The organism is Mesorhizobium sp. M0633 (assembly GCF_040320645.1).
Classification (GTDB): Bacteria; Pseudomonadota; Alphaproteobacteria; order Rhizobiales; family Rhizobiaceae; genus Mesorhizobium.
The window spans coordinates 74,443-99,267 of sequence record NZ_JAMYQC010000028.1 but is presented as its reverse complement, the minus strand read 5'-3'; the positions used below and the strand labels follow the sequence as shown (position 1 = coordinate 99,267).

The following is a 24,825-nucleotide window of genomic DNA, read 5'->3' as shown; positions in this document are numbered from 1 at the left end:
TCTGGTCGGCGCCGCGCTTGGTCATGTTGACGAGATGAGCCACGACATCGCCGTCGATCTCCTTCGGATTGACGAAATGCGTCATGCCGAATTTCTCGCCCCAGGCTCGTCTGTCGTTGTTCAGGTCGACGCCGATGATCATGTCGGCGCCGGCAAGGCGCAGGCCCTGGATGACGTTGAGGCCGATGCCGCCGAGGCCGAACACGACCGCCGTCGCGCCTTGCTCGACCTTGGCCGTGTTGATCACAGCGCCGATGCCGGTGGTGACGCCGCAGCCGATGTAGCAGATCTTGTCGAACGGGGCGTCGGCATTGACCCTGGCCACCGCGATCTCGGGCAGCACGGTGAAGTTGGAGAAGGTCGAGCAGCCCATATAGTGGAACAGCTTGTCCTTGCCGATCGAGAAGCGCGAGGTGCCGTCGGGCATCAAGCCCTGTCCCTGCGTGGCGCGGATGGCGGTGCACAGATTGGTCTTGCGCGACAGGCAGGACGGGCACTGCCGGCATTCCGGCGTATAGAGCGGGATGACATGGTCGCCCTTCCTGACCGAGGTGACGCCCTTGCCGACGTCGACGACGATGCCGGCGCCCTCATGGCCGAGGATCGCCGGAAACAGGCCTTCCGGGTCGGCGCCCGACAGCGTGAACTCGTCGGTGTGGCAGATGCCGGTTGCCTTGATCTCGACCAGCACCTCGCCATCACGCGGACCTTCGAGGTCGACCTCCATGATCTCCAGCGGCTTTCCGGCGGCGACGGCGACAGCGGCGCGCGTTTTCATCAGGCAATCCTCCCATGACGACCCATAGAGTTTCACATTCCGCCATTGCTGCGGATGAGACCGCAACACGCTCATTCATCGCCGTATCCCCGCGAAAAGGAATAGGACTAAAGCAGACACGTAAGTCCACTTGCAGGGCTTTGATAAATCTTGTGGCGTCCGCTAAGCTCATTGTGGGCACCTTGAATTCGCGCTGGTCCGGGAACAATCGGACTTTAGTGCAAGAATGGGCAGTTTTATCGATGACGAGCGCGGTGCCAGGCACTCTCGCGGCCTTTTTGTGCTTTTTTTTCCAGACCGCCAACGTTACAGGCGTGATAGCCCAGGAAGTGACGGGCAAGCAACCGGTCGCAGCCGACAGGCCGGAAAGAAAGATAACCGAAATCAGAATAGGTTATTTGCGGGCCTACGCGCCGCAACTGGCGCTTTCCCTGCTGGACCTGCCGCCACGCGACGAAGGTGTCGCCGGCGCCAATGTGGCGATCGGCGATAACAACACGACAGGAAAGTTCCTCAGCCAGAAATTCAGCCTCGACATAGCCGAGGTCAAGCCGGACGCCGACGCGGTTGAGGCGTTCAACGATCTGATTGCCAAAGGTGACCGCTATGTTGTCGCTGACCTCTCGGCCAGGCAATTGCTGTCGATCGCCGACATCGCCCGCGACAAGGGCGTTCTGGTCTTCAATGTCGGTGCCACCGACGACAGCCTGCGCGAGGAAGACTGCCGCATAAATATTTTCCATATCGCGCCGACGCGAAGCATGCTGGCTGACGCGCTGGCGCAGTATCTCGTGGTAAAGAAATGGCCGAATTGGGTGCTGCTCTACGGTTCGCATGAGCGGGATCATCTCTATGCGGACGCGTTGCGCCGCGCGGCGGCCCGCTTCGGCGGTCAGATCGTCGCCGAGAAGGAGTTCAAAGACACCGGCACGGCGCGCCGCACCGACACCGGCGCCACGCAGATACAGCAGCAGATTTCCGTGTTCACGCAGGATCTGCCGGAGCATGACGTGGTGCTTGTCGCCGATGAGAGCGAGGTGTTCGGAACCTATGTGCCCTACCGCACCTGGACACCGCGGCTGGTCGCTGGCACGGCCGGTCTTGTCGCATCGTCCTGGCATCCCGCGAGCGAGCAATGGGGTGGCATTCAAATGCAAAGCCGTTTCCTGAAGACGACCGGCCGGCGAATGCTGTCCAAGGATATGTCGGCCTGGACGGCGGTGCGGGCGGTGGGCGAAGCCAGCACGCGGACCAATGGCGACGATCCGAAGAAGATCAGCGACTACATCGGCTCGGACGATTTCTCGGTCGCCGCCTTCAAGGGACAGAAGCTGACCTTCCGCCAGTGGAACCATCAGCTTCGCCAGCCAATCCTGCTCGGCGACACCAAATCCGTGGTCTCGACATCGCCACAGGAGGGTTATCTCCACCAGATCTCCGAGCTCGATACGCTCGGCGTCGATCAGCCGGAAACGAAATGCGTCCTTAAGTAGAACCAATCGGGAGGAATTTTCGTGCAGAGACGAGCTTGCGCACTCGCCATTCTCGGCTTCATGGCCAATCCGGCGTGGGCTTACACCGTTTATGTCTCCAACGAGAAAGACAATACGATAACGGTCGTCGACACGGCGACGATGCAAGTGGTGAAGACCGTCGAAGTCGGCCAGAGGCCGCGCGGTATCACCATCTCGCATGACGGCAAGTTCATCTATTTGTGCGCCAGCGATGACGATACGATCGAAATCATCGATACCGCGACGCTGCAGATCGTTGGCACGCTGCCATCAGGCCCCGATCCCGAACTGTTCGTGCTTTCGCCCGACGGCAAGACGCTCTACGTCGCCAACGAGGACGACAATCTCGTCACCGCGATCAACGTCGAGAGCAAGCAGGTCATGACCGAGATTCCCGTTGGGGTGGAGCCTGAAGGCATGGCCGTCAGTCCCGATGGCAAAACCATGGTCAACACCTCCGAAACCACCAGCATGGCGCATTTCATCGACACCGACAGCCATGAGGTGACCGACAACGTCCTGGTCGACACGCGTCCGCGCTTTGCGCAATTCAAGCCCGACGGATCACAGATCTGGGTCAGTGCCGAAATCGGCGGTACCGTCAGCGTCATCGACAGTCTCAAACACGAGGTGGTGAAGAAGATCCAGTTCGCGATTGCGGGACTGCGGCCCGAAACCATCCAGCCGGTCGGCATCGCAATCAGCGCGGACGGCAAGAAAGCCTATGTCGCGCTCGGCCCAGCGAACCACGTCGCCGTCATCAACACCGAAACCTACGAGGTGGAAAAATACATCCTGGTCGGCCAGCGCGTCTGGCATCTCGACTTCACCCCCGATCAGAAGACGCTGATCACCACCAACGGCAATTCCAACGACATCACATTCATCGACACGGCGACGGACGAGCCGGTTCAATCGGTTACGGTGGGCCAGCAGCCTTGGGGCGTGGCCATATCGCCCCACTAGACCGCAGCAATGATCAGGGAGGCCGACGTGATGAATATTTGCCGCGGGGATGTTGCAAGTGCACTAGATAACCAGCGCGCCCCGAAGGAGCCAGCGGCATGCAGCATGTGAGGACAAGCGGAGCTGGAGAGGAGGTGGCAGCGCTCGATGTTGCCGGCATCAGCCATTCCTATGGTCCGAAGCGAGCGCTCCAGGACGTCTCATTCTCGATCGCGCCGGGAACTTTCACCGTGCTGCTCGGCCTCAATGGGGCCGGCAAGACAACTTTGTTCTCACTGATCAGCCATCTTTACGGCACCCGCCGCGGATCGATCCGCATCTTCGGCCATGACGTCAGCCGCGCTTCGGGCGAAGCGCTCAGGCGTGTCGGCATCGTATTCCAGGCACGCACGCTCGACCTCGACCTCAGCGTCCACCAGAACCTCTCCTACCACGCCTCGCTGCATGGCATTGGCGGACACCAAGCCCGGCAGCGCATTGCCGCGCTGCTCGATACAGTCAACATGCAGGGCCGTCAGCATGACAAGGCACGCAGTCTTTCCGGCGGCCAAATGCGGCGCATCGAGATCGCGCGGGCGCTGCTCCACCGCCCTTCCCTGCTGCTGCTCGACGAGGCGACGGTCGGTCTCGACATCCAGTCGCGTGCGGGCATTTTGGCCACCATCCGCAAACTCGTCGAAACCGAGGGCATCGGTGTGCTGTGGGCGACGCATCTGATCGATGAGGTCGAAGACGGCGACCACGTCGTCGTGCTGCGGCAGGGCGACCTGGTTGCCAAGGGTAAGGTGGCCGATGTCGTTGCGACGAGCGGTGCCAGTTCGATCCGCGACGCCTTTTCCAGGCTCAACCGCATCGAAACAAGCGGCATCGCGGAGATGTCGCCATGAGCGCTCCCGCAATGCCCGCAAAAGTCGCCGCCCTCACGCCGGTGAAGTTCGAACAGTTTGGGCTCCACCACTACCTTGTTTGCCTCAAAGGGATCGTCGTGCGGGAGTGCCTGCGCTTCCTGCATCAGCGCGAGCGCTTTATATCCTCGCTGGTTCGGCCGCTCGTCTGGCTGTTCATTTTTGCCGCCGGATTCCGGCAGGTGCTCGGCGTATCGATCATCCCGCCCTACAAGACCTACGTGCTCTATGAAATCTACATCACGCCGGGCCTGTGCGGCATGATTCTGCTGTTTTCGGGCATGCAGTCTTCGCTGTCGATGGTCTATGATCGCGAAATGGGCAACATGCGCACCCTGCTGGTCAGCCCCTTCCCGCGTTGGTTTTTACTGATCTCGAAGATGTTCGCCGGTGTCGCCGTGTCGATCGCGCAGGTTTACGCGTTCCTGATCGTTGCCTGGTTCTGGGGCGTCAAGGCCCCGCCGCTTGGCTATCTCACCGTGCTGCCGGCGCTGTTCCTGTCAGGCATGATGCTGTGCGCGCTCGGCATGCTTCTGTCCTCAATGATCAAGCAGCTCGAAAACTTCGCTGGCATCATGAACTTCGTCATCTTTCCCGGCTATTTCGCTTCTCCGGCACTCTATCCCTTGTGGCGTATCCAGGAGGCTAGCCCCCTGCTCTACAAAATCTGCCTCGCCAATCCATTTACTTACGCCGTCGAACTGATCCGCTTCGCCTTCTACGGCCAGGTTGACTGGCTGTCGCTGGGCGTCGTTGCCGGCTGCACGCTGCTGTTCCTTGCCGCCGCCATCATCGCCTACGACCCTTCGCGCGGCCTGATGACCCGCAAACAGGACACGGGAGGAAATGCCTGATGGCGCGAATGATCCATGTTCGCGGTCTGGCTCTGGTCGCCATGCTCGCGCCGGGCGTCAACGCCATGGCAGCCGACCCCGATCCAGACTGGCCCTGCATGCAGCGCAAGGTGCCGCAACTCTCGCTCGGCCAGATCTGGAGCGGACCGGACCTTCCTTCAGCCGCGAAGGACTGGTCGAAGGACCCCACCATCTCCGCCCTGATCGAGGAAGTGGCAGCTCGCCGGATGCCGATTGCGGAAGCTCAAAAGAAGATCAGGGATTTCGCCGCCTCCTTGCCGGCCGAGCAACTTGCACCCAAAATGACGATGATGGTGCAAGGCATGTTCGACCACCTGGACGCCGAGCGCTCGCAGGTGATCTCCGGCATTTCCCGCTACGCCCACAAGCAGCTCGAAATGGCCGCCGCGTTGCGCAAGGAAGCGTCCGAGGTCGATGCATTGCGGGCAACGCCGGATGCAGATCCCGAAGAGATCGATCGGCGAACCGAACAGCTGAAATTCGCAACGCGAATTTTCAATGAACGCGTCCAATCACTGACCTACGTCTGTGAAGTGCCGACGCTAATCGAGCAGCGGCTTTATCAATTGTCCAAGGCCGTCTCGGAAACGCTCGCCGCGAAGAAATAGAACCTCATTCGATCTTCGCGGCGGATATCACGATCCACGGCCGGGCAGCACGCGCCAGCGCTGAACGAAATAACCGGGATGCGTCTCGATCCACTGGGCTACCAGCGATTGCGCCTGCATGAAGGCGGTCCCGGGATTCATCGCCAGGCCGTCCACCATCTGTTCGCGTTGTTCACAGGTCTGCGGCACATCCGTCAGGCAGACCATCATAACGAGCGTGTAGAGCATTACCCCTTGTCCCCATCGATTCCCGAACCCCATGCCCGGGAGTTTCCGTGATACCGACCAGTCTGCAGGGATCGCACATACGGATCACTTACGGTGTGAAAGGAACGTGGCCCCCGCTCTTTCGCGCCGCAATATAACATGGCGCTAATCTAACGCCAACGACCGCAGGGCGTTCTCCAGAGCAATCGCGTCAGGTTGCGCCGCGCCACCGTGGTGCCGATGTTTCCAGCGTCGATGATTCCGATCTTCACGGGTGTTCGTCGATGTCATCAAACCGGGAGCCCGAGTTGCTTTCGCAGGCTTTTGTCGAATGCGGATGCGGGGACGAAACGGCGCAGGAAACTGACCTGGCGCGCCATTTTTCCAGCCGCATAGCGCCCCTTCGGAGCGGGATCGGTCGCAGCCGCCAAAACGGTCCTGGCCACCACTTCCGGCGTATCGCCTTTTTCCATCGCTTTCCGCACAGCTGCATTCATGCCAGCGCGAGCAGAGCCATAGATGTCAAGCAACTGATCCGGCCTGGCGAGATTTTCTTCAAATGAGGTGCGGGTATAGGCGGGCTCCACCAACACGACGCGAATTCCGAAAGTACGCAGTTCGTGGTCGAGCGATTCGGAGTAGCCCTCAACGGCATGCTTGGTCGACGAATAAAGCGCGAAATAGGGAGCTGGAATAAACCCCTGCACCGAGCTCAAATTGACGATTCTGCCCTTGCCTTGGCGGCGCATTGTCGGCAACACCGCTTTGGTTACTCGCATAACGCCAAAGACGTTCACGTCAAACAACGACCTGGCCTGGGCCATCGAGGACTCCTCCGCGCCACCAAGCAGGCCAACGCCGGCATTATTGACAAGCAGGTCGATGCGCCCGGTCTCGGCCAGCACGTCCTGGACAAGTTTCGCCACGGACGTGTCATCTGTCACGTCACAGGCCAGCATGGTAACGCCATCGGATCGGTCGACGACCGCGCGACGGCTGGTTCCGAACACGCGAAAGCCCGCGTTCTGCAGGGCTTTGGCCGTTGTGTGCCCGATACCGCTGGATGCCCCTGTCACCAGGGCGACGCCTAGATTGGTCTTGTTCATGGAGATCACTTCTTTCTTCGTTTTGGATTGGCGTGGGAGAAGCACGACAGGTCGGAGCGAAAGGCGTCAATCATGAGCGCCTCTGGTACTCGCGCCGGCCAGATCATCCGTCCAGCGCCGGAACAGAGCGCTGGCATTAACGCCTCCGAAGCCGAAGCCATTGGAGATTGCATAGCCCATCGCCATCGGCCGGGCCCGGTTTGCGACGAAGTCGATCCCGTCGCCGGCCGGATCGGGAGCGCTCAGATTGAGGGTCGGCGGTGCCATCTGATCCCTGAGCGCCAGGATTGCGAAGATTGCTCCGAGCCCGCCGGCGGCTCCGAGCAGGTGTCCGGTCGCCGATTTCGTTGCACTGACAGCTATCGCGAAATCGCGCCCGAACACGCTCTTGATCGCTTCGATCTCACCCAGGTCGCCCACCGGCGTGGAGGTCGCATGGGCATTGAGATGACGAACCTCGCGGGGCGAAATCCCTGCTTGGGCGATTGCGATCTCCATGGCCCGGCGCGCACCGTCGCCGTCCTCGGGACCGGAGGTGACGTGATGAGCATCCGCCGTCGTGCCGTAGCCGACAAGCTCGGCCAGCGGTCTTGCGCCGCGCGCCAGCGCGTGGCTCAATTCCTCGATGACCAGCATGCCGGCTCCTTCGCCCATGACGAAGCCGTCCCGCGACTTGTCGAACGGTCGGGAGGCCTCATCAGGACGGTGATTAAAGGACGTCGAAAGAGAGCGTGCCGCGGCAAACCCACCGAGGCTGACAAGATTCATGCATGCTTCCGTCCCGCCGCACACGGCAATATCGGTCTCGTTGGCGCGGATTAGGCGAGCCGCATCGCCGATCGCCTGAATGCCGGCCGCGCACGCCGTCACGGGTGCACCGAGCGGACCTTTGAAGCCATAGCGGATCGAGACGTGGCCTGCCGCGAGGTTCACCAGGAAGGACGGCACCGTAAAAGGTGATAGACGGCGGACGCCGCGCCGGTCGACCGTGCGCACCGCCTCGGTTATGGCCGGGAACCCGCCGACGCCCGAGGCGATGATCGTGGCCGTGCGCAAGCGATCCGCTTCCGAGACGGGGGCCCATCTTGCTTGGGCGAGCGCCTCTTGTGCCGCGGCCAGCGCAAAGAGAATGAACCGGTCTACCTTGCGCTGATCCTTCGGCGGAAGGATGGCTTCCGGATCGAAACCAGCGTCCGGATCTTCTTCTGTGGAGGGCACCACCCCGCCGACCTTCGCCGGCAGGTCGCACACCACATCATCCGCAAGCCTCCGGATGCCCGAGCGGCCGGCCAGGAGACGCGACCAGGACGTTTCAACATCGGCAGCAAGGGGCGTAACCGCTCCCATGCCCGTAACAACAATCCGTCGCATCTATTTTCCTGTCAGTTCGGGCGCGCCGCCACGCCGTTCAAGCGCCGGCTGATTCACGAACCTGATTGGCCGCCGCATCCAGAAAGGCCTGCGCGAGGTCAGGATCGTTGATGACGCGGGATAACATCAGCGCACCGACCATCGTCGAGAGAATGGCCATGGCCCTGCCATCGAACTCCCCGCCACTGGTCTCAGCAATGAAACGGCCGAGGATCTCGAGATGCTCCTTGATCCCGGCTTCGAACGGCGCTTTCACGTCCTTGCCCTGTCTGGCGGCATCCGAGCCGAGCGCCACGATCGGGCAGCCGTCCATCTTTTCTCCGCGATGATCCATACTGAGGTAGAACGCGATCACCGCGCCAAGCGGATCATCAGGGTTTGCCGCAGTCGCGGCCGACCATCGACGGGTGGCGCTCTCCATCGCCCGCCTGGACGCCTGCGCCGCCAGGTCGTCCTTGGATGCGAACTGCTTGTAAAACGCGCCTTGGGTCAGTCCGGCACCCTTCATCAGATCCTTAAGGCCGATACCATCAAAGCCGCGCTCCCGAAAAAGGCGGCTTGCCACGTTGATGACGGTTTCTCGGTTTTCCGCTGCCTGAGTACGACTTACGCGCATTGTTGACCTCTTTTTTAGATTGCGTTCGTAATCTATAGCCTATATAGAGTTCGAACGCAATCTAAAAAGGAGATGCGAAATGATCCGCAAAACCCTGAGCGCATCGCTCCTGGCCGCGCTGTTTCTTGCGACCCCGGCTTTTGCCGAGGGAGCCACCATCGGACGCCCGATCGAGGGCGGCAGCCTGCACGAGGGACACCTTGACATGGTTGTCTACTACGTTCCGGTCGACGGCGGCCTCCTGGAGGTCACCGCCACCTTCGCGCCGAAGACCGGGGGCGATCCGCTGCGCGTCGTCATGGGCCTCGCCGACGACGACTCCGTGGCATTTTCCATGCCGGGCCACCAGGACGCGCTCTACGCGTTCTCAAGGTCCGGGGATGAGGTGACGGTGTCGACCGAGACTGACATGCATCTGCGAGCCGACGCGACAATACGCTGAGCCGAAGTTCAGACCGCAGCCGGCGTGCTGCTGGCCGTGGACTCTCGCGTCCGCTCGGCTCGCCACACGGTGCCTCGATCACGCCATCGAATAAGTTTGGGGAGAGGTCAAATGCTATACAGTTATTTTGTCGAGAAATCGATCCGAGAGAGCTTCGACCACGTCAACAACCATCGCTGGGATGAGGCGGTGAAGGCACTCGCGCTGCATGTCCATCACCGCGTTTCCGGCGCCCACGCGCTTGGTGGTGAGCGCCACGACAAAGAAGCCATGCGCCGCTGGTTTGAGCGCCTCGGCCGCGTCCTGCCCAATCTTCATCTCACGGTCAACCACATCTGGGTGAAGGGCTGGCCGTGGCATACCACCGTGTTTGTCCAGTGGGACGGCACCGCAACACTGCTCAATGGCGACGCGTCGTACGTCAACCGTGGTCTCCACGTGTTCACCCTGCGGTGGGGCAGAGTCTATGCACTTGAGGAATTTTACGATTCACAAGCAGCGGCCCGCGGTCTTGCCGCCCAAGCGGCAGCTGGCCTCGAAGAAGCCGTCGCCGAACCAATTGTAGGCTAGCAGACGCTCAGTCAAAGCCCACCCGTTCCGTGAACGCGGGGGCGCTACCGCGTGGCCCAGCGCTTGGAGGGCGGTCGCCTCGGCTCCGCAAATGCGTGCCACCAGCGATGTCTCCCTATCCTCGGCGCGTGGACATCGGTCTGGAGATCAAAGCCGATCAGCCACTGATATGCACCATCGTTTGTCTGAAGCGTTCGCCTGGACCGCGCGCCCTAAGTCGCGCCACGTTTGGTGTTCGGCTCCTCGTGCGGATAGAGCTTGCCGAACAGTGGCAGGTACATCGCGCCCTTGCGCATCAGAAAATCGTGGAAGGTCGCCATCGCCGGCGAGATCGCGTGATCGCTGCGCATCACTGAAAACCATTGCCGGCGGATCGGCATGCCGACAACGTCGAGGATAACCAGCCGGCCGGCTTCGGTTTCGGCAGCGATGGTGTGGGCAGAGATGAATGCGATACCGAGCCCGGCCATCACCGCCTGCTTGATGGTCTCGTTCGAGTCCATCTCGACGCCGAGATCGTCGATGCGGCCGGGGACGTCGCTCAGGAATATTTCCAGTGAGATGCGCGTTCCGGAGCCGGGCTCGCGAATGAGGAAATGCTCCTCGGCGATCCGCTCCTTGGAAATGTCGCGTGCCGACGCCAGCGGGTGGTCGGGCGGTGCGATGATGACCAGCGGGTGATCGCCGAAGACCGAAGCACGCACCGGGACTTCCTTGGCCGGGCGTCCCATCAGCGCGATATCGATGTCGTGGTTCTTCAGATTGTCGATCGTCTCGGCGCGGTTGCCGATGGCAAGGCGCATGTCGATATCGGGATGTTCCTTCATGAAGGCGGCCATCAGCCGCGGTGCGAAATATTTGGCCGTGGAAACGACGCCGAGCCGCAAGCTGCCGGCGCGCACGCCCTTGATTGCATCCATCTTGTCTTCGAGCAGACGAAGCCGCTCCTCGATGGCCTGTGCCGTCTCGACGAAGGCCAGACCTGCGGCAGTGGGACGCATGCCGTCCGACGTCCGGTCGAACAAGGCCAGTTGGAACTCCTCCTCCACCTGCCGCAACTGGATCGTTACCGCTGGAGGAGACAGGCCTAACACCTTGGCCGCGCTGACGATTTTTCCGTGGCTAATGATCGCCTGAACGGTCTTGAACTGCTTGAGCGTGAGGTTTCTCATATGGCATACTAAAATTTTTTTACTGCCTAAGTAAAGTTATTGAATTTTACTTATCCAGCGTCGTTTGTTCTCCTTTCCCAATCCGGCCGACCCGAGGAGAGGCGGCTGGATCGGGAGGTTACGATGCCAGCGGCAACGCTCGACGCTTTTCTGAACTCCTATCTTGGCGAGCCGGACGAACTGCGCTCCGCCGTCGTAGCGACCATCCGTCAGCTGACGCAGGCGGCCACCACGATCCGCAACACCATCAATCAAGGGGTGCTCGGCACGGCCTTTGCGGGAACCCGCGGCGCCAATGCTGACGGCGACATCCAGAAGGATCTCGATGTCTTCGCCGATGACATCTTCCTCGATGCCATGCGCCACGCTCCGATCGCGCTCTACGCTTCCGAGGAACTGGAGCAGCCGGTGCTGCTCGACAGGCAAGCGCCTCTTGCCATCGCCATCGACCCGCTCGACGGCTCATCCAACATCGACACCAACGTGTCGATCGGAACGGTCTTCTCGCTCCTCCCTGCAATTGGTGCGCCGGATGGGAATCCGGCCGCCTCCTTTTTGCAGGCAGGCGTGAACCAGCTGGGCGCCGGTTTCTTCATCTACGGCCCGCAGCTGGCGCTGGTTCTGTCGCTCGGCAGCGGTACGCATGTCTTCGTTCTCTCGACCCGGCTCGGCACCTTCGTCCAGGCCTACGAGAGCCGGATCATCCCACAGCGAACCCAGGAGTTCGCCATCAACGCCGCCAACTACCGGCATTGGGACGAGGCGGTGCGGCTCTACATAGACGACTGCCTTGAAGGCACCGAAGGCCCACGTGAGAAGGACTTCAACATGCGCTGGATCGCCTCCCTGGTCGCGGACTGTTACCGCATATTGATGCGCGGCGGCGTATTCCTGTATCCAGGCGACAAGCGCAAGGGCTACAGGCAGGGGCGACTTCGCCTCGTCTATGAGGCAAACCCGATCGCCTATCTCGTCGAACAGGCGGGCGGTGCCGCCACCGATACGATCACCCGCATCCTCGAAATCGAACCAGAGAACCTGCACCAGCGCGTGCCCATGGTTTTCGGATCGGCGCGCGAAGTCGCGCGCATCACCCGCTACCACACCGAACCGAGCGCCATCGGCGAACGCGCGCCGCTTTTCAGCCGCCGCGGCCTTTTCAGGGCCTGAAGACCATGTCGGCAAAGCACCCCATCATTACCATCACCGGGTCGTCGGGCGCAGGCACTACCTCTGTCAAGCGCATCTTCGAACTGATCTTCCGGCGCGAGAACATCGGGGCCGCCTTCATCGAAGGCGATGCTTTCCATCGCTACGACCGCGCCACGATGAAGGCGAAGGTGGCCGAGGAGGAAAAGGCGGGCAATCCGAACTTCACCCACTTTCATGCCGAGGCCAATGAGCTGGCAATCCTCGAAGAGGTATTCGAGGAATATGGCCGCCGGGGAACCGGAAAGACCCGCACCTACATCCATGACGAAGACGAGGAGAAGCAGTACGGCACGCGGCCGGGACATTTCACCGAATGGCGCGAATTTCCGCCGAGCGACCTGCTCTTCTACGAGGGCCTGCATGGCTGCGTCGTCACCGACAAGATCAACCTGGCCAGGCACGCGGACCTCAAGATCGGCGTGGTGCCGGTCATAAATCTCGAATGGATCCAGAAGATCCATCGCGACCGGGCAACGCGCGGCTATTCCACCGAGGCGGTGATGGACGTGATCCTGCGTCGCATGCCGGACTATGTCCGCTACATCGTCCCGCAGTTTTCGCAGACCGCCATCAACTTCCAGCGCGTGCCGATCGTCGACACGTCCAATCCATTCATTGCGCGCTGGATTCCGACGCCCGACGAATCGATGCTGGTTATCCGCTTCGCCAATCCCCGCGGCATCGATTTCCCCTACCTGCTTTCGATGATCCACGACTCGTTCATGTCGCGGCCGAATTCCATAGTGGTGCCCGGCAACAAGCTCGACCTTGCCATGCAGCTGATCCTGACGCCGCTCATCCTGCAATTGATCGAACGCAAGAACCGTGTGTCGTGAGGAGGACGCCATGAACAGCCAGGCAGCAGCATTGAAGCCCGTCGCCGCCGTCTCGGAACGCGACATGGCCAACGCCATTCGCGCACTGGCGATGGACAGCGTCCAAAAGGCCAATTCCGGTCATCCGGGCATGCCGATGGGCATGGCCGATGTCGCAACGGTGCTGTTCAGCCGCTTCATCAATATCGATCCGTCGGCCCCCAACTGGCCCGATCGTGACCGCTTCGTGCTGTCGGCCGGGCACGGCTCGATGCTGCAGTATGCGCTGCATTACCTGCTAGGCTTTGAAGACATGCCGATCGAAGAATTGCAGCGGTTTCGCCAGCTGGGCAGCCGCACCGCCGGACATCCGGAATATGGCCATGCGCTTGGCATCGAGACGACGACCGGCCCGCTTGGACAAGGCATTTCGACCGCTGTCGGCATGGCGCTGGCGGAGCGCATGCTGGCGGCCCGCCACGGCGCCGATCTCGTCGACCATTTCACCTACGCGATCGCCGGCGACGGCTGCCTGCAGGAAGGCATCAGCCACGAGGCGATCGATCTTGCCGGTCACCTGAAGCTCTCCCGGCTGATCGTCTTTTGGGACGACAATGCGATCTCGATCGACGGGCCCACTTCCCTGTCGACATCGATGGACCAGCCGGCGCGGTTCAAAGCCGCTGGATGGCATGTCCAGTCGGTGAACGGCCACGACACCGAAACCGTTGCGGCGGCAATCGAAGCGGCGCAGCAATCGGACCAGCCGTCTCTGATCGCCTGCCGCACGGTGATCGGCAAGGGAGCGCCCAATCTGGGCGGTTCGGAAAAGACGCATGGCGCGCCGCTGGGCGATGCGGAGATCGCCGCGACGCGCGAAAACATCGGCTGGGCCTTCGCGCCGTTCGAGGTGCCGGACGATATCCTTTTCGCCTGGCGCGAGATTGCCGGCCGCGGTCAAGCGGCACGCCGCGCCTGGGAGCAGCGGCTTGCCGCCTCGCCGCGGCGCCAGGCCTTCGAGGCCGCGGTCGCCGGCGCCCTGCCCGACGCGGTCTTCGAAGCGCTCGGCGCCTTCCGCAAGGAACATGTCGGGAAGGCCACCAAGGTTGCAACGCGAAAAGCCTCGGAAATGGCACTCGCTGCGATCAATGGCGCAACCGAACTGACCGTCGGCGGCTCCGCCGATCTGACGCATTCGAACCTGACGATCACCAAGGGTATGAACCGCATCGCGCCGGGTGACTACGCCGGCCGGTACATCCACTACGGAATCCGCGAGCACGGCATGGCCGCAGCCATGAACGGCATCGCACTGCATGGCGGCTTCGTGCCTTATGGCGGCACGTTCCTGTGCTTCGCCGACTACGCGCGCGGCGCGATGCGGCTCTCGGCGCTCATGGGCCAGCGCGTCATCTATGTGATGACGCATGATTCCATTGGTCTCGGCGAGGACGGCCCGACCCACCAGCCGGTCGAGCACCTGGCGATGCTGCGGGCGACGCCAAACCTCAACGTCTTCCGTCCGGCCGACATCATCGAAACGGCGGAGTGCTGGGAACTGGCGCTGAAGAGCGAGAAGCGGCCAAGCGTGCTGGTGCTCTCGCGCCAGAACCTGCCGATGCTGCGCCAAGCACCTAGCGACGAGCCACACAGCGACGAGAACCGGTCGAGCCGGGGCGCCTACATCCTGCGCGAGCCAGCCGGGCACCGCGCGGTGACGCTGATCGCCACCGGCTCGGAGGTCGAAATCGCGGTTGCCGCCGCCCTACGGCTGGAGACCGAGCACGGCGTCGCCGCCGCGATTGTCTCGATGCCGTGCTGGGAGCTTTTCGAGGAGCAGGACGCCGGCACCCGCGAGGCCGTCCTCGGCTCGGCGCCCCGCATTGCCATCGAAGCCGCAGCACGGCTCGGCTGGGACCGCTGGATCGGCGACACGGGCACTTTCGTCGGCATGGCCGGTTTCGGCGCCAGCGCCCCTGCCCCGGACCTTTACCGGCATTTCGACATCACGCCCGAAGCCGTCGCGGCAGCGGCGCTGAAGCTCATCATCTAGGAGGACGACCATGGCCCGCATCACCCTTCGCCAGCTTCTCGACCATGCCGCCGAGCACGGCTACGGGGTGCCGGCATTCAACATCAACAACATGGAACAGGGCCTCGCCATCATGGAGGCCGCCAGGGCCTGCGATGCGCCGGTTATCATCCAGGCCTCGCGCGGCGCCCGTTCCTATGCCAATGACATCATGCTGGCCAAGATGATGGAGGCGTTGACCGAAATCCATCCGGCCGTTCCGCTATGCATCCATCAGGATCACGGCAACAACGAGGCCACCTGCCTATCGGCGATCCGCCACGGCTTCACCTCGGTGATGATGGACGGATCGCTGATGGCGGATGCCAAGACACCGGCGAGCTACGATTACAACGTCGCCATCACCGAACGTGTCGCACGCATGGCACATTGGGTCGGCGCTTCGGTCGAAGGCGAGCTCGGCGTGCTCGGCTCGCTGGAAACCGGCCAGGGCGAGGCCGAGGACGGGCACGGCGCCGAAGGTGCGCTTTCCCATGACCAGCTTTTGACCGATCCCGATCAGGCGGTCGACTTCGTGACGGCTACCCGGGTCGACGCGCTGGCGATCGCCTGCGGTACCTCGCACGGCGCCTATAAATTCAGCCGCAAGCCTGACGGCGGTATCCTGGCCATGCAGGTGATCGAGGCGATCCACGAAAAGCTGCCCAACACGCATCTGGTCATGCACGGGTCTTCCTCCGTGCCGCAGGAACTGCAGGACATCATCAACAACTATGGCGGCGAGATGCCCCAGACCTTTGGCGTCCCGGTCGAGGAAATCGAGCGCGGCATCCGCTACGGCGTGCGCAAGGTCAACATCGACACCGATTGCCGAATGGCCATGGCCGGGCAGTTCCGCCGCGTTGCGACGGAGGACCCGCGCGAATTCGATCCGCGTAAATTCCTGAAACCCGCCATGGACGCCCTGCGCGACCTTTGCCGCGATCGCTTCGAACGCTTCGGCACCGCAGGCCACGCGTCGAAGATCAGGGTGATCGCCATGGATGAGATGGCGAAACGTTACGCCGCAGGAAAGCTCGACCCCCAAATCGCAACCGCGAAAGCCGCCTGAGCGGCAAACAGGAGACCTGCCATGAACAAGATCGACATGCCCTCAGCAGGCACGCTCAAGGAAGGCAAGGAACGCTACAGGTCGGGCGTCATCCCCTACAAGAAGATGGGCTACTGGGAGCCGGACTACCGGCCCAAGGAGACCGACCTGATCGCCATGTTTCGGATCACGCCGCAGCCCGGCGTCGACCACGAGGAAGCAGCCGCAGCCATCGCCGGTGAATCCTCTACCGCGACATGGACCGTGGTGTGGACCGACAGGCTGACCGCCTGCGAGCTCTACCGCGCCAAGGCATTCAAATCCGAGCCGGTCCCGAACACAGGTCCAGGCACCAGGATCGAGCAACAGTACTTCGCCTATATCGCCTACGACCTCGACCTGTTCGAGCCCGGCTCCATCGCCAACCTGACTGCATCGATCATCGGCAACGTGTTCGGCTTCAAGGCCGTCAAGGCCTTGCGGCTCGAGGACATGCGCATCCCGGTGGCTTACCTCAAGACCTTCCAGGGCCCGGCGACCGGCATCGTGGTGGAACGCGAGCGGCTCGACAAGTTCGGCCGGCCGCTGCTCGGCGCAACGACGAAGCCGAAGCTTGGCCTGTCCGGCCGCAACTACGGCCGCGTCGTCTACGAGGCGCTGAAGGGTGGCCTCGACTTCGTCAAGGATGACGAGAACATCAACTCACAGCCCTTCATGCATTGGCGCGACCGCTTCCTCTACTGCATGGAGGCTGTGAACAAGGCGTCGGCCGCCACCGGCGAAGTCAAGGGCCATTATCTCAACGTCACCGCCGGCACGATGGAGGACATGTACGAGCGCGCCGAATTTGCAAAACAGCTTGGCTCCTGCATCGTCATGATCGACCTCGTCATTGGTTACACGGCAATCCAGTCGATGGCCAAGTGGGCACGCCGCAACGACATGATCCTGCACCTGCACCGGGCCGGCAACTCGACCTATTCGCGCCAGAAGAACCACGGCATGAATTTTCGCGTCATCTGCAAATGGATGCGGATGGCCGGCGTCGATCACATCCATGCCGGCACGGTGGTCGGCAAGCTGGAAGGCGACCCGCTGATGATCAAGGGGTTTTACGACACGCTGCGCGAGGAGCGCACGCCGAAGAACCTCGAAACCGGGCTGTTCTTCGATCAGGACTGGGCCTCGCTCAACAAGGTGATGCCCGTCGCCTCCGGTGGCATCCATGCCGGCCAGATGCACCAGTTGATCCATTATCTCGGCGAGGACGTCATCCTGCAGTTCGGCGGCGGCACGATCGGCCATCCGGACGGCATCCAGGCCGGCGCGACGGCCAATCGCGTCGCGTTGGAGGCGATGATCCTCGCCCGCAACGAGGGCCGCGACTATCTGCGCGAAGGGACCAAAATCCTCGAACAGGCGGCCAGATGGTGCACGCCGCTCAAGGCGGCCCTGGAGACGTGGAAGGACGTCACCTTCAACTACGAATCGACCGACACGGCCGACTTTGTGCCAACCGCAACGCCGAGCTTCTAGACGAAAGGAACCGTCGCCATGATGACCAATCCCGGAAACAAGGTCACGCAGGGACAGTTTTCGTTCCTGCCCGAGCTAACCGATGAGCAGATTTCGGCGCAGATCAAATACGCGCTGAAAAACCACTGGGCGGTCAGCGTCGAATACACGGACGATCCGCATCCGCGAAACACCTATTGGGAAATGTACGGCAACCCGATGTTCGACCTGAGGGACCCGGCGGGCATCCTGCTTGAAGTCAACAATTGCCGGAAAGCCATGCCCAACATGTATGTCCGGGTCACCGCCTTCGATTCGACCAAGGGCTGGGAAGCACCGCGCATGTCATTCATCGTCAACCGGCCACCCAATGAACCCGGGTTCCGGCTGCTGCGCCAGGAACGTGACGGCCGCAGTCAGAGCTATTCGATCGTGCCTTATGCGACCGACAGGCCCGAAGGCGAACGGAGCTAGGCGAACCATGCTGGACGCGATAGCAAAGAGCGCTGCCGCGCAGGGCGAATCGGTTGATCTACAGGCCGAGTTCGAGGCGTCCAACATCGACGAGGTGATGGACAAGCTCGACCGCGAACTCGTCGGCCTGAAGCCCATCAAGAACCGCATCCGCGAGATCGCTGCGCTGCTCCTGGTCGACCGGCTTCGCCGCAAGTTCGGGCTGATCTCTGGCGCACCAACGCTGCACATGAACTTTACGGGAAATCCCGGTACCGGAAAGACCACCGTGGCGCTCAGAATGGCCGAAATCCTGCATCGTCTTGGCTATGTCCGCGAAGGGCATATGGTCGCGGTGACGCGCGACGATCTCGTCGGCCAGTATGTGGGCCACACCGCGCCCAAAACCCGCGAAGTGATCAAGCGCGCCATGGGCGGGGTGCTTTTCATCGACGAGGCCTACTATCTCTACAAGCCCGAGAACGAACGCGACTACGGCCAGGAATCGATCGAAATCCTGCTGCAGTGCATGGAAAACAACCGTGACGATCTGGTTGTGATTCTTGCCGGCTACAAGGACAAGATGGACCGCTTCTTCGACAGCAATCCCGGCATGCGCTCGCGCATCGCCCACCACCTCGACTTTCCCGACTACGGCGTCAGCGAACTCAAATCGATCGCCGAGATCATGCTGGCGGAACAGAATTACCGGCTCAGCGAGGCGGCGTCCAAGGCGCTCGAAGAGTATCTCCCGATCCGCATGCGGCTGCCGCATTTCTCCAATGCCCGCTCCGTTCGCAATAGCCTCGACCGGGCGCGGCTTCGCCAGGCCAGCCGGCTTTTCGCATCGCGCGACCGGGCGTTGACGAAAATCGATCTTATCACCATCGAGGAATCCGATATTCGCGGCAGCCGCGTGTTGGCGGAAGGCAAGCTCGAAGGCGAACCGGACACGAAGGCGCGCTGACAAAATGACGCCGGTTGGTGTGCAGCGACCGGAAACGGACGACAGAATGGGAGCCGACGATCATGGATACCAAGACAATCATCGCGCCCTCGGTGCTTTCCGCGGACTTCTCGCGGCTCGGCGACGAGGTCGAAGCGGTCGTCCGGGCGGGTGCCGATTGGATCCATCTCGATGTGATGGATGGCCATTTCGTGCCCAACATCACCTTCGGTCCGCCGGTGGTCAAGGCGATCCGTAATCGAACGGACAAGGTCTTCGACTGCCACCTGATGATCGCGCCGGCCGACGCCTATCTCGGCGCCTTCGCCGATGCCGGCTGCGACATCATTACGGTGCATGCCGAGGCCGGACCGCATCTCGACCGTTCGCTGCAGGCAATCAGAAATCTCGGCAAGAAGGCCGGCGTGTCGCTGAACCCGTCAACGCCGGAAAGCGTCATCGAATATGTACTTGACCGGCTCGATCTGGTGCTTCTGATGACGGTCAATCCGGGCTTCGGCGGCCAGGCCTTCATTGCGGCGGTCGTCGACAAGGTCAGGCGGGTCAAGGCGCTGGTCGGCCATCGTCCGATCGACATCGAGATCGACGGCGGCGTCTCGCCCGAGACCGCTCCGCTGGTCACCGCGGCCGGCGCCAATGTGCTGGTCGCCGGCTCGGCCATCTTTAAGGGCGGCACCGAGGCTGCCTATCGCGCCAATATCGGCACCATCAGGCAGGCGGCCGACGGGGCGATCCGGAAAGCGGCGTAAACCATTTCATCGGAGGAAATCTTGGCGGCAATCCCACCTGTCTGCGATTTCGGCTGGCGAGCCATCGACGCCGTTTTGCCCGGCGTCGACGGCACATCGCATTGGATCTTAAGCCACGCCGGCCCGAACGGGCTGGTGGTGGCCTTCATCTGCAACCACTGCCCCTATGTGAAGGCGGTGATTTCACGGATGGTGCACGATGCCAATGACCTCAAGGCCGAAGGCATCGGCTTTGTCGCGATCAACTCCAACGATAGCGACGCCTATCCAGATGATTCTTTCGACAAGATGAAGCTCTTTGCCAGGACGAACGGCTTCACTTTCCCCTATCTCCATGACGAGCACCAGACGGTGGCGCGTGCCTACGGAGCCGTTTGCACCCCGGATTTCTTCGGGCTCAACAGCGAGTTGACGCTGCAATACCGCGGCCGGCTTGACGCGTCGCGACGCGACGCCGAATCGCCCGGACTGAGGCGCGACCTGTTCGAGGCGATGAAGCAGGTTGCCCGAACCGGCGACGGACCGCTGGACCAGATCGCTTCGATCGGCTGTTCGATCAAGTGGAAGGATGCTGCATGAACGTCGGCGCAGGCAGGCCGTTTCGATCGCCCAAGGCGATCCTGTTCGATCTCGACGGCACGCTGGTCGATTCGGCGCCTGATATAGCGGCCGCCGTCAACGAATTGCTGGCCGGACACGATCTGCCGCCGCTGCGGCTGGATCAGGTCAAGGCCATGATCGGCGGCGGCATCAGGAAACTGGTCGAACGAGCCTTCGCGGCTTCCGGCACGCCGCTCCTCGGCACTGCACTCGATGAGGCCAACCGCGTCATGGCGGCGATCTATCGCAGGCATCTGACCGGCCGCACGAGGCTGATGCCTGGCGTCAGGGAGGTTCTCACGCACTTGCATTTGAGCGGAATAGCCATGGCCGTGGTGACCAACAAGCCGCAGCTGGCAGCTCGCGAAATCCTGCTGCATTTTCGGCTGACGGACTATCTCGGCGCGATCGTCGGCGGAGACGCGGTGACATACTTGAAGCCGGCGCCAGACGCGCTGTTGCTGGCGCTCGACCTGCTTCAGGTCGAACCTCGTGACACGCTGATGGTCGGAGACAGTAGCGCCGACGTGGCCGCCGCCCGCGCCGCCGGCATGGCCGTCATTCTGCTGCGTGGCGGATACAGCCAAATTCCCGTTGAAGAGCTTTGCGCCGACCTCGTTTGCGACAGCCTGTTCGATCTGCCGTCAGCGATGCAGAGGCTGCAAGACGCTGCGTGACCCATGCGCAAAGCCGAGCCAACGCCGGCCGAGCGCAGTCCAACGGCCGGCGGTACCGCGTTATTTTGAGAATTGCTTCAGATAAGCAATGACGTTGGCGATGTCCTCGTCTTTCTTGAGGCCGACAAACGCCATCTTGGTTCCTTTGACCATCGCCTTGGGATCGCGAAGGTAGGTCGTCAGCGTGGCCTCATCCCATTTGACGCCGGACTTGCCGGCCTCGGTCATGGCCTTGGAATAGCTGAACCCCGGATGCGTCCCGGCCGTTCGGCCGATAACGCCGTTCAAGGACGGACCGACCTTGTTCTGGTCCTTGTCTGCGACGTGGCAGACCTTGCATTTGGCGAAGACCTTCTCACCCGCCGCGGCATCCTGTGCCTGAGACTGGGTAGTGACAAAGGTGGCGACGGACACGGCGGCGAAAAATGCGACTGCGCGCATGGCATTTCCTCATTGATCGTGTGAGTGCCCGGGACACTTTACGCGTGTCGATGCCTTGATCGCCGGCATTCGTTTTAAAGCGGGAGAGCGAACTATTCGTCCTTCCTCCCCGGACTGGCAGCACCTGCACGCCTCGAAAAGCTAGACTGCCGATGAAGGAAGTCAATCGTACAAAGGTCCTGTTTCGTTTCCCGACTGCGCGAAGGGAAGTGTGTAGCGACACGCGGTCCACATCATTGACGCCTGTTGGCCGAACGCGTAGCCTCACTCCAACCGGTTTGCTGTTTGGGCACCTTCAGGAATCCGCGCAACTCCAAAGCACGAACTCTGGAGAGTTCGCCGCGCAGGCGACGATAAGTGCCAAATGGACATGGTCGATCTCATATTAACGGTGTGCCTTAGCGCCAATCCGGGCAATTGCCGAGATGAACATCTCTATTTCGAGAGCCGCGGCTCTCTGTTCCAATGCATGTTCCTGGCGCCCGCCGAGATCGCAAAATGGTCTCAGGAACATCCGAGTCTCAAGGTCGTGCGCTGGAAATGTGCCGTTCCGAGCAAGGAACGAGCGATTTGATCGACATTCCTGGTTCGTCGACGACCCTACAAGAGGAGACGCCATGATGATTTCGCGGCGCACGACGCTGCGCTTGGCGGCTCTGGGGGCCATCCTCGCCTCAAAGCCGGTTGCCGTCTTTGCGAAAGCTAAGGTCCGAATTGGTGTCCTGAAGTTCGGCACCGTGAGCTGGGAACTCGATACGTTGAAACGCCACAAGCTCGACGAGGCCAACAGGATCGATCTGGAAATCGTCTACTTCGCCGGGGAGGATGCGACCAACGTCGCGCTGCTGGCCGGCGCGATTGACATGATCGTGACCGACTGGCTGTGGGTCTCGCGCCAGCGCTCCGAGGGCGGCGACCTTACATTGGCCCCTTATTCGACCGCCGTAGGGGCAATCATGGTGAACGAGGAATCGCCGATCCGGACGCTCGCCGACCTCAAGGAAAAGAAAATCGGTGTCGCCGGCGGCCCGCTCGACAAGAGCTGGCTACTGGTCCAGGCGCTGGCCAGACGCGATCACGGCCTCGACCTGCCGACAGCCTGTGACGTCGTCTTTGGCGCGCCGCCGCTGATTTCTGAAAAGGCGATGCAAGGCGAACTCGATGCCGTGCTCAATTTCTGGCATTTCTGCGCCCGGCTCGAGGCCAACGGCTTTCGTCGGTTGATCGGCGCGGATGATGCGGCGAAAGCGCTTGGTGCCTCGGGCCCCGTATCGGCGCTCGGCTACGTCTTCCACGACCAATGGGCGAACGACAATCCGGATGCCGCCCGGGGCTTCGTCAAGGCCTCCAAGCAGGCCAAGGAGTTGCTGGCCAGATCCGATGAAGAATGGCTGCGCCTGGCGCCGCTCATTCGCGCAGAAGGCAAGGAGCTGGAAAAACTGCGCGACCGCTATCGCCAGGGCATCCCCAGACGGCCGGTCGCCGAAGAAGCGGTCGATGCGGGCAAACTCTATCACGTGCTGGCCGCGATAGGCGGCGAGAAGCTGGTTGGCAGGGCGCCCGAGATGGCGCCCGGCACGTTCTGGCCGGAACTCGCGAAATGACCGCAACGGAAGACAAGTCGGGTCGATCCGGCTTTGCGACGCCGCTGACACCAGCGCTGACGGTAACGGTTTCCCTGATTGGACTTTGCCTGCTGTGGGGCCTCGCGGCTCATCTGTGGCAAAGCCGTGCTTTCCCCCCACCAGGGCAGGTCTGGCAGGTACTGCTCAGGGAAGCGGCGAGCGGTGACCTTTTTTATCATCTTGGCGCCACGCTCGGACGGGTTGCTGCGGCGTACGTCGCCGCAATGATTATCGGCTCGGTCATCGGCGTCATCCTCGGCAGCTACCGCGGTGCGGACCGGTTCTTCAGTCCGTGGGTGGTCCTGTTTCTCAACATTCCCGCGCTGGTGGTCATCGTGCTCGCCTATATCTGGTTCGGCCTCAACGAGGCGGCGGCGATTGGCGCAGTTGCCGTGAACAAGATCCCCAATGTCGTGGTGACGATGCGCGAAGGCGCCAGGGCGTTTGATCCGCGTTATGCCGAAATGGCCGCCGTCTACCGCTTCGCCCCACTCGAGCGCATCCGCCATGTCCTGCTGCCGCAACTGCAGCCCTATTTTGCCGCGGCCTCGCGGTCCGGCATCGCCCTCATATGGAAGATCGTCCTGGTGGTCGAACTGCTCGGCCGCTCCAATGGCGTCGGTTTCCAGATCTATCTCTATTTCCAGCTCTTCGACGTCGCCGCCATTCTCGCGTACACGCTGGCTTTCGTGGCGGTGATGCTTGTCATCGAACTTCTCCTGGTGCAGCCCATTGAACGACATGCAACCCGTTGGCGCCGCCGTCCCGCTTAGGGTCGACATCGCCGAAAAGACCTTCAGGTCCGCGCAAGGTGTGTCGATCACGGCGCTTCAGGGTCTGTCCTTCGAGGTCCGGCCGGGCGAATTCGCTTGCCTGTTTGGGCCGTCGGGCTGCGGCAAGACCACGACGTTGCGGATCCTGCTTGGACTGGACAAAGACTTTTCCGGCTCTTTCCAACTGCCGCAAGGCGGCTCGAACCGCATCGCCGCCGTGTTCCAGGAGCCTACTTTGCTGCCATGGCGGACGGTGGAGCAGAATGTCAGGCTGGCGCTGCCGAAAAGCCTAAGAGCGAAGAGTCTCGACGAGCTGTTTGACACTCTCGGCCTCGCCGGCATGCGCTCGCTCTATCCGGCGGAGCTTTCGCTCGGCCTTGCGCGCAGGGCAGCGCTTGCCAGGGCCTTCGCCACCGAACCGGCGGTACTTTTCCTGGACGAACCCTTTGCCTCCATCGACGAACAGACCGCCGAGCGGCTTCGGCAATTGCTTTTGACCGTCTGGTCAGCGCGGCCTACGACCGCCTTGATGGTAACCCACAATCTGCGCGAGGCACTGATGCTGTCGGACCGCATCATCGTGCTTGCGCAGCGCCCTGCCCATGTGCTCGGCATGTTCGACGTAGGCTTGCCGCGGCAACATCGCAACCCACAGGTGATGAGCGACCTTTTGCTGTCGTTCCAGCAAAAATTTCCGGGCGTGGCCTGATCGCCTTACGGCTCGAATGCGGATTGCAACGTATTTC

General features: G+C 61.9%; 28 protein-coding genes. 21 read left to right on the top strand and 7 right to left on the bottom strand.

Features of this window, described 5'->3' with window-relative positions; all coding sequences use genetic code 11:
- The coding region (locus tag NKI47_RS25625) for an alcohol dehydrogenase catalytic domain-containing protein (RefSeq protein WP_352594017.1) at positions 1-778 on the bottom strand (778 nt) is incomplete at its 3' end.
- A 242-nt stretch (positions 779-1,020) separates the two neighbouring features.
- Here NKI47_RS25625 and NKI47_RS25620 point away from each other — a divergent pair.
- From NKI47_RS25620 to NKI47_RS25600, 5 genes are all read left to right on the top strand, one after another.
- The gene (locus NKI47_RS25620) at positions 1,021-2,271 is read left to right on the top strand and encodes a lanthanide ABC transporter ABC transporter substrate-binding protein PedA1 (RefSeq protein WP_352594016.1); all 1,251 of its coding nucleotides are present in this window, start codon (positions 1,021-1,023) and stop codon (positions 2,269-2,271) included.
- A gap of 21 nt (positions 2,272-2,292) precedes the next feature.
- Positions 2,293-3,258 carry a YVTN family beta-propeller repeat protein gene (locus tag NKI47_RS25615; RefSeq protein ID WP_352594015.1) on the top strand — a complete coding sequence of 322 codons (966 nt, stop codon included), beginning with the start codon at positions 2,293-2,295 and terminating at the stop codon, positions 3,256-3,258.
- A 98-nt stretch (positions 3,259-3,356) separates the two neighbouring features.
- A complete protein-coding gene (locus NKI47_RS25610) occupies positions 3,357-4,145 on the top strand; it encodes a lanthanide ABC transporter ATP-binding protein PedB/LutE (protein ID WP_031212311.1) in 789 nt (262 codons plus the stop codon).
- Between the two features lie 11 nt (positions 4,146-4,156).
- Positions 4,157-5,017 (top strand): lanthanide ABC transporter permease protein PedC, encoded by an 861-nt coding sequence (locus NKI47_RS25605; RefSeq protein WP_352594026.1) that lies wholly within the window; start codon positions 4,157-4,159, stop codon positions 5,015-5,017.
- Positions 5,017-5,646: a hypothetical protein gene (locus NKI47_RS25600; protein ID WP_352594014.1), complete on the top strand. Its 630-nt coding sequence runs from the start codon at positions 5,017-5,019 to the stop codon at positions 5,644-5,646. The genes NKI47_RS25605 and NKI47_RS25600 overlap by 1 nt, the downstream gene beginning before the upstream one ends.
- 27 nt (positions 5,647-5,673) lie before the next feature.
- Here the strand turns inward: NKI47_RS25600 and NKI47_RS25595 are convergent, their stop codons facing one another.
- From NKI47_RS25595 to NKI47_RS25580, 4 genes are all read right to left on the bottom strand, one after another.
- Complete coding sequence (locus NKI47_RS25595) at positions 5,674-5,874, bottom strand: hypothetical protein (RefSeq protein ID WP_023678847.1); 201 nt, start codon at positions 5,872-5,874, stop codon at positions 5,674-5,676.
- Between the two features lie 269 nt (positions 5,875-6,143).
- Complete coding sequence (locus NKI47_RS25590) at positions 6,144-6,959, bottom strand: oxidoreductase (RefSeq protein ID WP_352594013.1); 816 nt, start codon at positions 6,957-6,959, stop codon at positions 6,144-6,146.
- 66 nt (positions 6,960-7,025) lie between these two features.
- Entirely contained in the window at positions 7,026-8,330 is a 1,305-nt protein-coding gene (gene fabF, locus NKI47_RS25585) for a beta-ketoacyl-ACP synthase II (RefSeq protein ID WP_352594012.1), read from the bottom strand.
- Positions 8,331-8,367: 37 nt separating this feature from the next.
- Entirely contained in the window at positions 8,368-8,946 is a 579-nt protein-coding gene (locus NKI47_RS25580) for a TetR/AcrR family transcriptional regulator (RefSeq protein ID WP_352594011.1), read from the bottom strand.
- A 79-nt stretch (positions 8,947-9,025) separates the two neighbouring features.
- Here NKI47_RS25580 and NKI47_RS25575 point away from each other — a divergent pair, with 79 nt between their 5' ends.
- Together NKI47_RS25575 and NKI47_RS25570 are read left to right on the top strand one after the other, a co-directional pair.
- Complete coding sequence (locus NKI47_RS25575; protein ID WP_352594010.1) at positions 9,026-9,388, top strand: hypothetical protein; 363 nt, start codon at positions 9,026-9,028, stop codon at positions 9,386-9,388.
- 111 nt (positions 9,389-9,499) lie between these two features.
- Complete coding sequence (locus tag NKI47_RS25570) at positions 9,500-9,958, top strand: nuclear transport factor 2 family protein (protein ID WP_352594009.1); 459 nt, start codon at positions 9,500-9,502, stop codon at positions 9,956-9,958.
- 212 nt (positions 9,959-10,170) lie between these two features.
- On the opposite strand, the gene NKI47_RS25565 is transcribed toward NKI47_RS25570, so the two are convergent.
- On the bottom strand, positions 10,171-11,130 hold the full coding sequence (locus NKI47_RS25565; protein ID WP_352594008.1) for a LysR family transcriptional regulator: 960 nt from the start codon (positions 11,128-11,130) through the stop codon (positions 10,171-10,173).
- A gap of 123 nt (positions 11,131-11,253) precedes the next feature.
- Between NKI47_RS25565 and NKI47_RS25560 the strand changes: the two genes are divergently transcribed.
- From NKI47_RS25560 to gph, 10 genes are all read left to right on the top strand, one after another.
- Positions 11,254-12,300 carry a class 1 fructose-bisphosphatase gene (locus NKI47_RS25560; protein ID WP_352594007.1) on the top strand — a complete coding sequence of 349 codons (1,047 nt, stop codon included), beginning with the start codon at positions 11,254-11,256 and terminating at the stop codon, positions 12,298-12,300.
- A 5-nt stretch (positions 12,301-12,305) separates the two neighbouring features.
- Entirely contained in the window at positions 12,306-13,178 is an 873-nt protein-coding gene (locus tag NKI47_RS25555) for a phosphoribulokinase (protein WP_352594006.1), read from the top strand.
- A gap of 10 nt (positions 13,179-13,188) precedes the next feature.
- Positions 13,189-15,210, top strand: a complete 2,022-nt coding sequence (tkt, locus tag NKI47_RS25550) for a transketolase (RefSeq protein WP_352594005.1) — start codon at positions 13,189-13,191, stop codon at positions 15,208-15,210.
- 10 nt (positions 15,211-15,220) lie between these two features.
- A complete protein-coding gene (gene fba / locus NKI47_RS25545) occupies positions 15,221-16,300 on the top strand; it encodes a class II fructose-bisphosphate aldolase (protein ID WP_352455612.1) in 1,080 nt (359 codons plus the stop codon).
- 21 nt (positions 16,301-16,321) lie between these two features.
- Positions 16,322-17,815 (top strand): ribulose-bisphosphate carboxylase large subunit, encoded by a 1,494-nt coding sequence (locus tag NKI47_RS25540; RefSeq protein ID WP_502897016.1) that lies wholly within the window; start codon positions 16,322-16,324, stop codon positions 17,813-17,815.
- Between the two features lie 18 nt (positions 17,816-17,833).
- Positions 17,834-18,268, top strand: coding sequence for a ribulose bisphosphate carboxylase small subunit (locus NKI47_RS25535; RefSeq protein ID WP_352594004.1), 435 nt, complete (start codon positions 17,834-17,836; stop codon positions 18,266-18,268).
- Positions 18,269-18,275: 7 nt separating this feature from the next.
- The gene (cbbX, locus tag NKI47_RS25530; protein WP_352594003.1) at positions 18,276-19,214 is read left to right on the top strand and encodes a CbbX protein; all 939 of its coding nucleotides are present in this window, start codon (positions 18,276-18,278) and stop codon (positions 19,212-19,214) included.
- A gap of 62 nt (positions 19,215-19,276) precedes the next feature.
- Positions 19,277-19,963: a ribulose-phosphate 3-epimerase gene (gene rpe, locus NKI47_RS25525; RefSeq protein WP_352594002.1), complete on the top strand. Its 687-nt coding sequence runs from the start codon at positions 19,277-19,279 to the stop codon at positions 19,961-19,963.
- Between the two features lie 21 nt (positions 19,964-19,984).
- Positions 19,985-20,542 carry a thioredoxin family protein gene (locus NKI47_RS25520; protein WP_352594001.1) on the top strand — a complete coding sequence of 186 codons (558 nt, stop codon included), beginning with the start codon at positions 19,985-19,987 and terminating at the stop codon, positions 20,540-20,542.
- Positions 20,539-21,240 carry a phosphoglycolate phosphatase gene (gene gph / locus NKI47_RS25515; RefSeq protein WP_352594000.1) on the top strand — a complete coding sequence of 234 codons (702 nt, stop codon included), beginning with the start codon at positions 20,539-20,541 and terminating at the stop codon, positions 21,238-21,240. Before NKI47_RS25520 ends, gph begins: the two co-directional genes overlap by 4 nt.
- Positions 21,241-21,300: 60 nt before the next feature.
- Here gph and NKI47_RS25510 read toward each other — a convergent pair whose 3' ends face one another.
- Complete coding sequence (locus NKI47_RS25510) at positions 21,301-21,681, bottom strand: c-type cytochrome (protein WP_352450669.1); 381 nt, start codon at positions 21,679-21,681, stop codon at positions 21,301-21,303.
- A 364-nt stretch (positions 21,682-22,045) separates the two neighbouring features.
- On the opposite strand from NKI47_RS25510, the gene NKI47_RS25505 reads away from it, so the two are divergent.
- The 4 genes from NKI47_RS25505 to NKI47_RS25490 are packed head-to-tail and all read left to right on the top strand — an operon-like array spanning position 22,046 to position 24,788.
- On the top strand, positions 22,046-22,255 hold the full coding sequence (locus NKI47_RS25505) for a hypothetical protein (protein WP_023678830.1): 210 nt from the start codon (positions 22,046-22,048) through the stop codon (positions 22,253-22,255).
- A 43-nt stretch (positions 22,256-22,298) separates the two neighbouring features.
- A complete protein-coding gene (locus tag NKI47_RS25500) occupies positions 22,299-23,285 on the top strand; it encodes an ABC transporter substrate-binding protein (RefSeq protein WP_352593999.1) in 987 nt (328 codons plus the stop codon).
- A complete protein-coding gene (locus NKI47_RS25495; protein WP_352593998.1) occupies positions 23,282-24,079 on the top strand; it encodes an ABC transporter permease in 798 nt (265 codons plus the stop codon). The genes NKI47_RS25500 and NKI47_RS25495 overlap by 4 nt, the downstream gene beginning before the upstream one ends.
- The gene (locus NKI47_RS25490; RefSeq protein WP_352594024.1) at positions 24,048-24,788 is read left to right on the top strand and encodes an ABC transporter ATP-binding protein; all 741 of its coding nucleotides are present in this window, start codon (positions 24,048-24,050) and stop codon (positions 24,786-24,788) included. The genes NKI47_RS25495 and NKI47_RS25490 overlap by 32 nt, the downstream gene beginning before the upstream one ends.
- Positions 24,789-24,825 lie beyond the last annotated feature (37 nt).

Coding starts and splice junctions, on each gene's coding strand:
- NKI47_RS25620 (WP_352594016.1), top strand. CDS start 1,021: ATGACGAGCGCGGTGCCAGGCACTCTCGCGGCCTTTTTGTGCTTTTTT.
- NKI47_RS25610 (WP_031212311.1), top strand. CDS start 3,357: ATGCAGCATGTGAGGACAAGCGGAGCTGGAGAGGAGGTGGCAGCGCTC.
- NKI47_RS25605 (WP_352594026.1), top strand. CDS start 4,157: ATGCCCGCAAAAGTCGCCGCCCTCACGCCGGTGAAGTTCGAACAGTTT.
- NKI47_RS25600 (WP_352594014.1), top strand. CDS start 5,017: ATGGCGCGAATGATCCATGTTCGCGGTCTGGCTCTGGTCGCCATGCTC.
- NKI47_RS25595 (WP_023678847.1), bottom strand. CDS start 5,874: ATGCTCTACACGCTCGTTATGATGGTCTGCCTGACGGATGTGCCGCAG.
- NKI47_RS25590 (WP_352594013.1), bottom strand. CDS start 6,959: ATGAACAAGACCAATCTAGGCGTCGCCCTGGTGACAGGGGCATCCAGC.
- fabF (WP_352594012.1), bottom strand. CDS start 8,330: ATGCGACGGATTGTTGTTACGGGCATGGGAGCGGTTACGCCCCTTGCT.
- NKI47_RS25580 (WP_352594011.1), bottom strand. CDS start 8,946: ATGCGCGTAAGTCGTACTCAGGCAGCGGAAAACCGAGAAACCGTCATC.
- NKI47_RS25575 (WP_352594010.1), top strand. CDS start 9,026: ATGATCCGCAAAACCCTGAGCGCATCGCTCCTGGCCGCGCTGTTTCTT.
- NKI47_RS25570 (WP_352594009.1), top strand. CDS start 9,500: ATGCTATACAGTTATTTTGTCGAGAAATCGATCCGAGAGAGCTTCGAC.
- NKI47_RS25565 (WP_352594008.1), bottom strand. CDS start 11,130: ATGAGAAACCTCACGCTCAAGCAGTTCAAGACCGTTCAGGCGATCATT.
- NKI47_RS25560 (WP_352594007.1), top strand. CDS start 11,254: ATGCCAGCGGCAACGCTCGACGCTTTTCTGAACTCCTATCTTGGCGAG.
- NKI47_RS25555 (WP_352594006.1), top strand. CDS start 12,306: ATGTCGGCAAAGCACCCCATCATTACCATCACCGGGTCGTCGGGCGCA.
- tkt (WP_352594005.1), top strand. CDS start 13,189: ATGAACAGCCAGGCAGCAGCATTGAAGCCCGTCGCCGCCGTCTCGGAA.
- fba (WP_352455612.1), top strand. CDS start 15,221: ATGGCCCGCATCACCCTTCGCCAGCTTCTCGACCATGCCGCCGAGCAC.
- NKI47_RS25540 (WP_502897016.1), top strand. CDS start 16,322: ATGAACAAGATCGACATGCCCTCAGCAGGCACGCTCAAGGAAGGCAAG.
- NKI47_RS25535 (WP_352594004.1), top strand. CDS start 17,834: ATGATGACCAATCCCGGAAACAAGGTCACGCAGGGACAGTTTTCGTTC.
- cbbX (WP_352594003.1), top strand. CDS start 18,276: ATGCTGGACGCGATAGCAAAGAGCGCTGCCGCGCAGGGCGAATCGGTT.
- rpe (WP_352594002.1), top strand. CDS start 19,277: ATGGATACCAAGACAATCATCGCGCCCTCGGTGCTTTCCGCGGACTTC.
- gph (WP_352594000.1), top strand. CDS start 20,539: ATGAACGTCGGCGCAGGCAGGCCGTTTCGATCGCCCAAGGCGATCCTG.
- NKI47_RS25510 (WP_352450669.1), bottom strand. CDS start 21,681: ATGCGCGCAGTCGCATTTTTCGCCGCCGTGTCCGTCGCCACCTTTGTC.
- NKI47_RS25505 (WP_023678830.1), top strand. CDS start 22,046: ATGGACATGGTCGATCTCATATTAACGGTGTGCCTTAGCGCCAATCCG.
- NKI47_RS25500 (WP_352593999.1), top strand. CDS start 22,299: ATGATGATTTCGCGGCGCACGACGCTGCGCTTGGCGGCTCTGGGGGCC.
- NKI47_RS25495 (WP_352593998.1), top strand. CDS start 23,282: ATGACCGCAACGGAAGACAAGTCGGGTCGATCCGGCTTTGCGACGCCG.
- NKI47_RS25490 (WP_352594024.1), top strand. CDS start 24,048: ATGCAACCCGTTGGCGCCGCCGTCCCGCTTAGGGTCGACATCGCCGAA.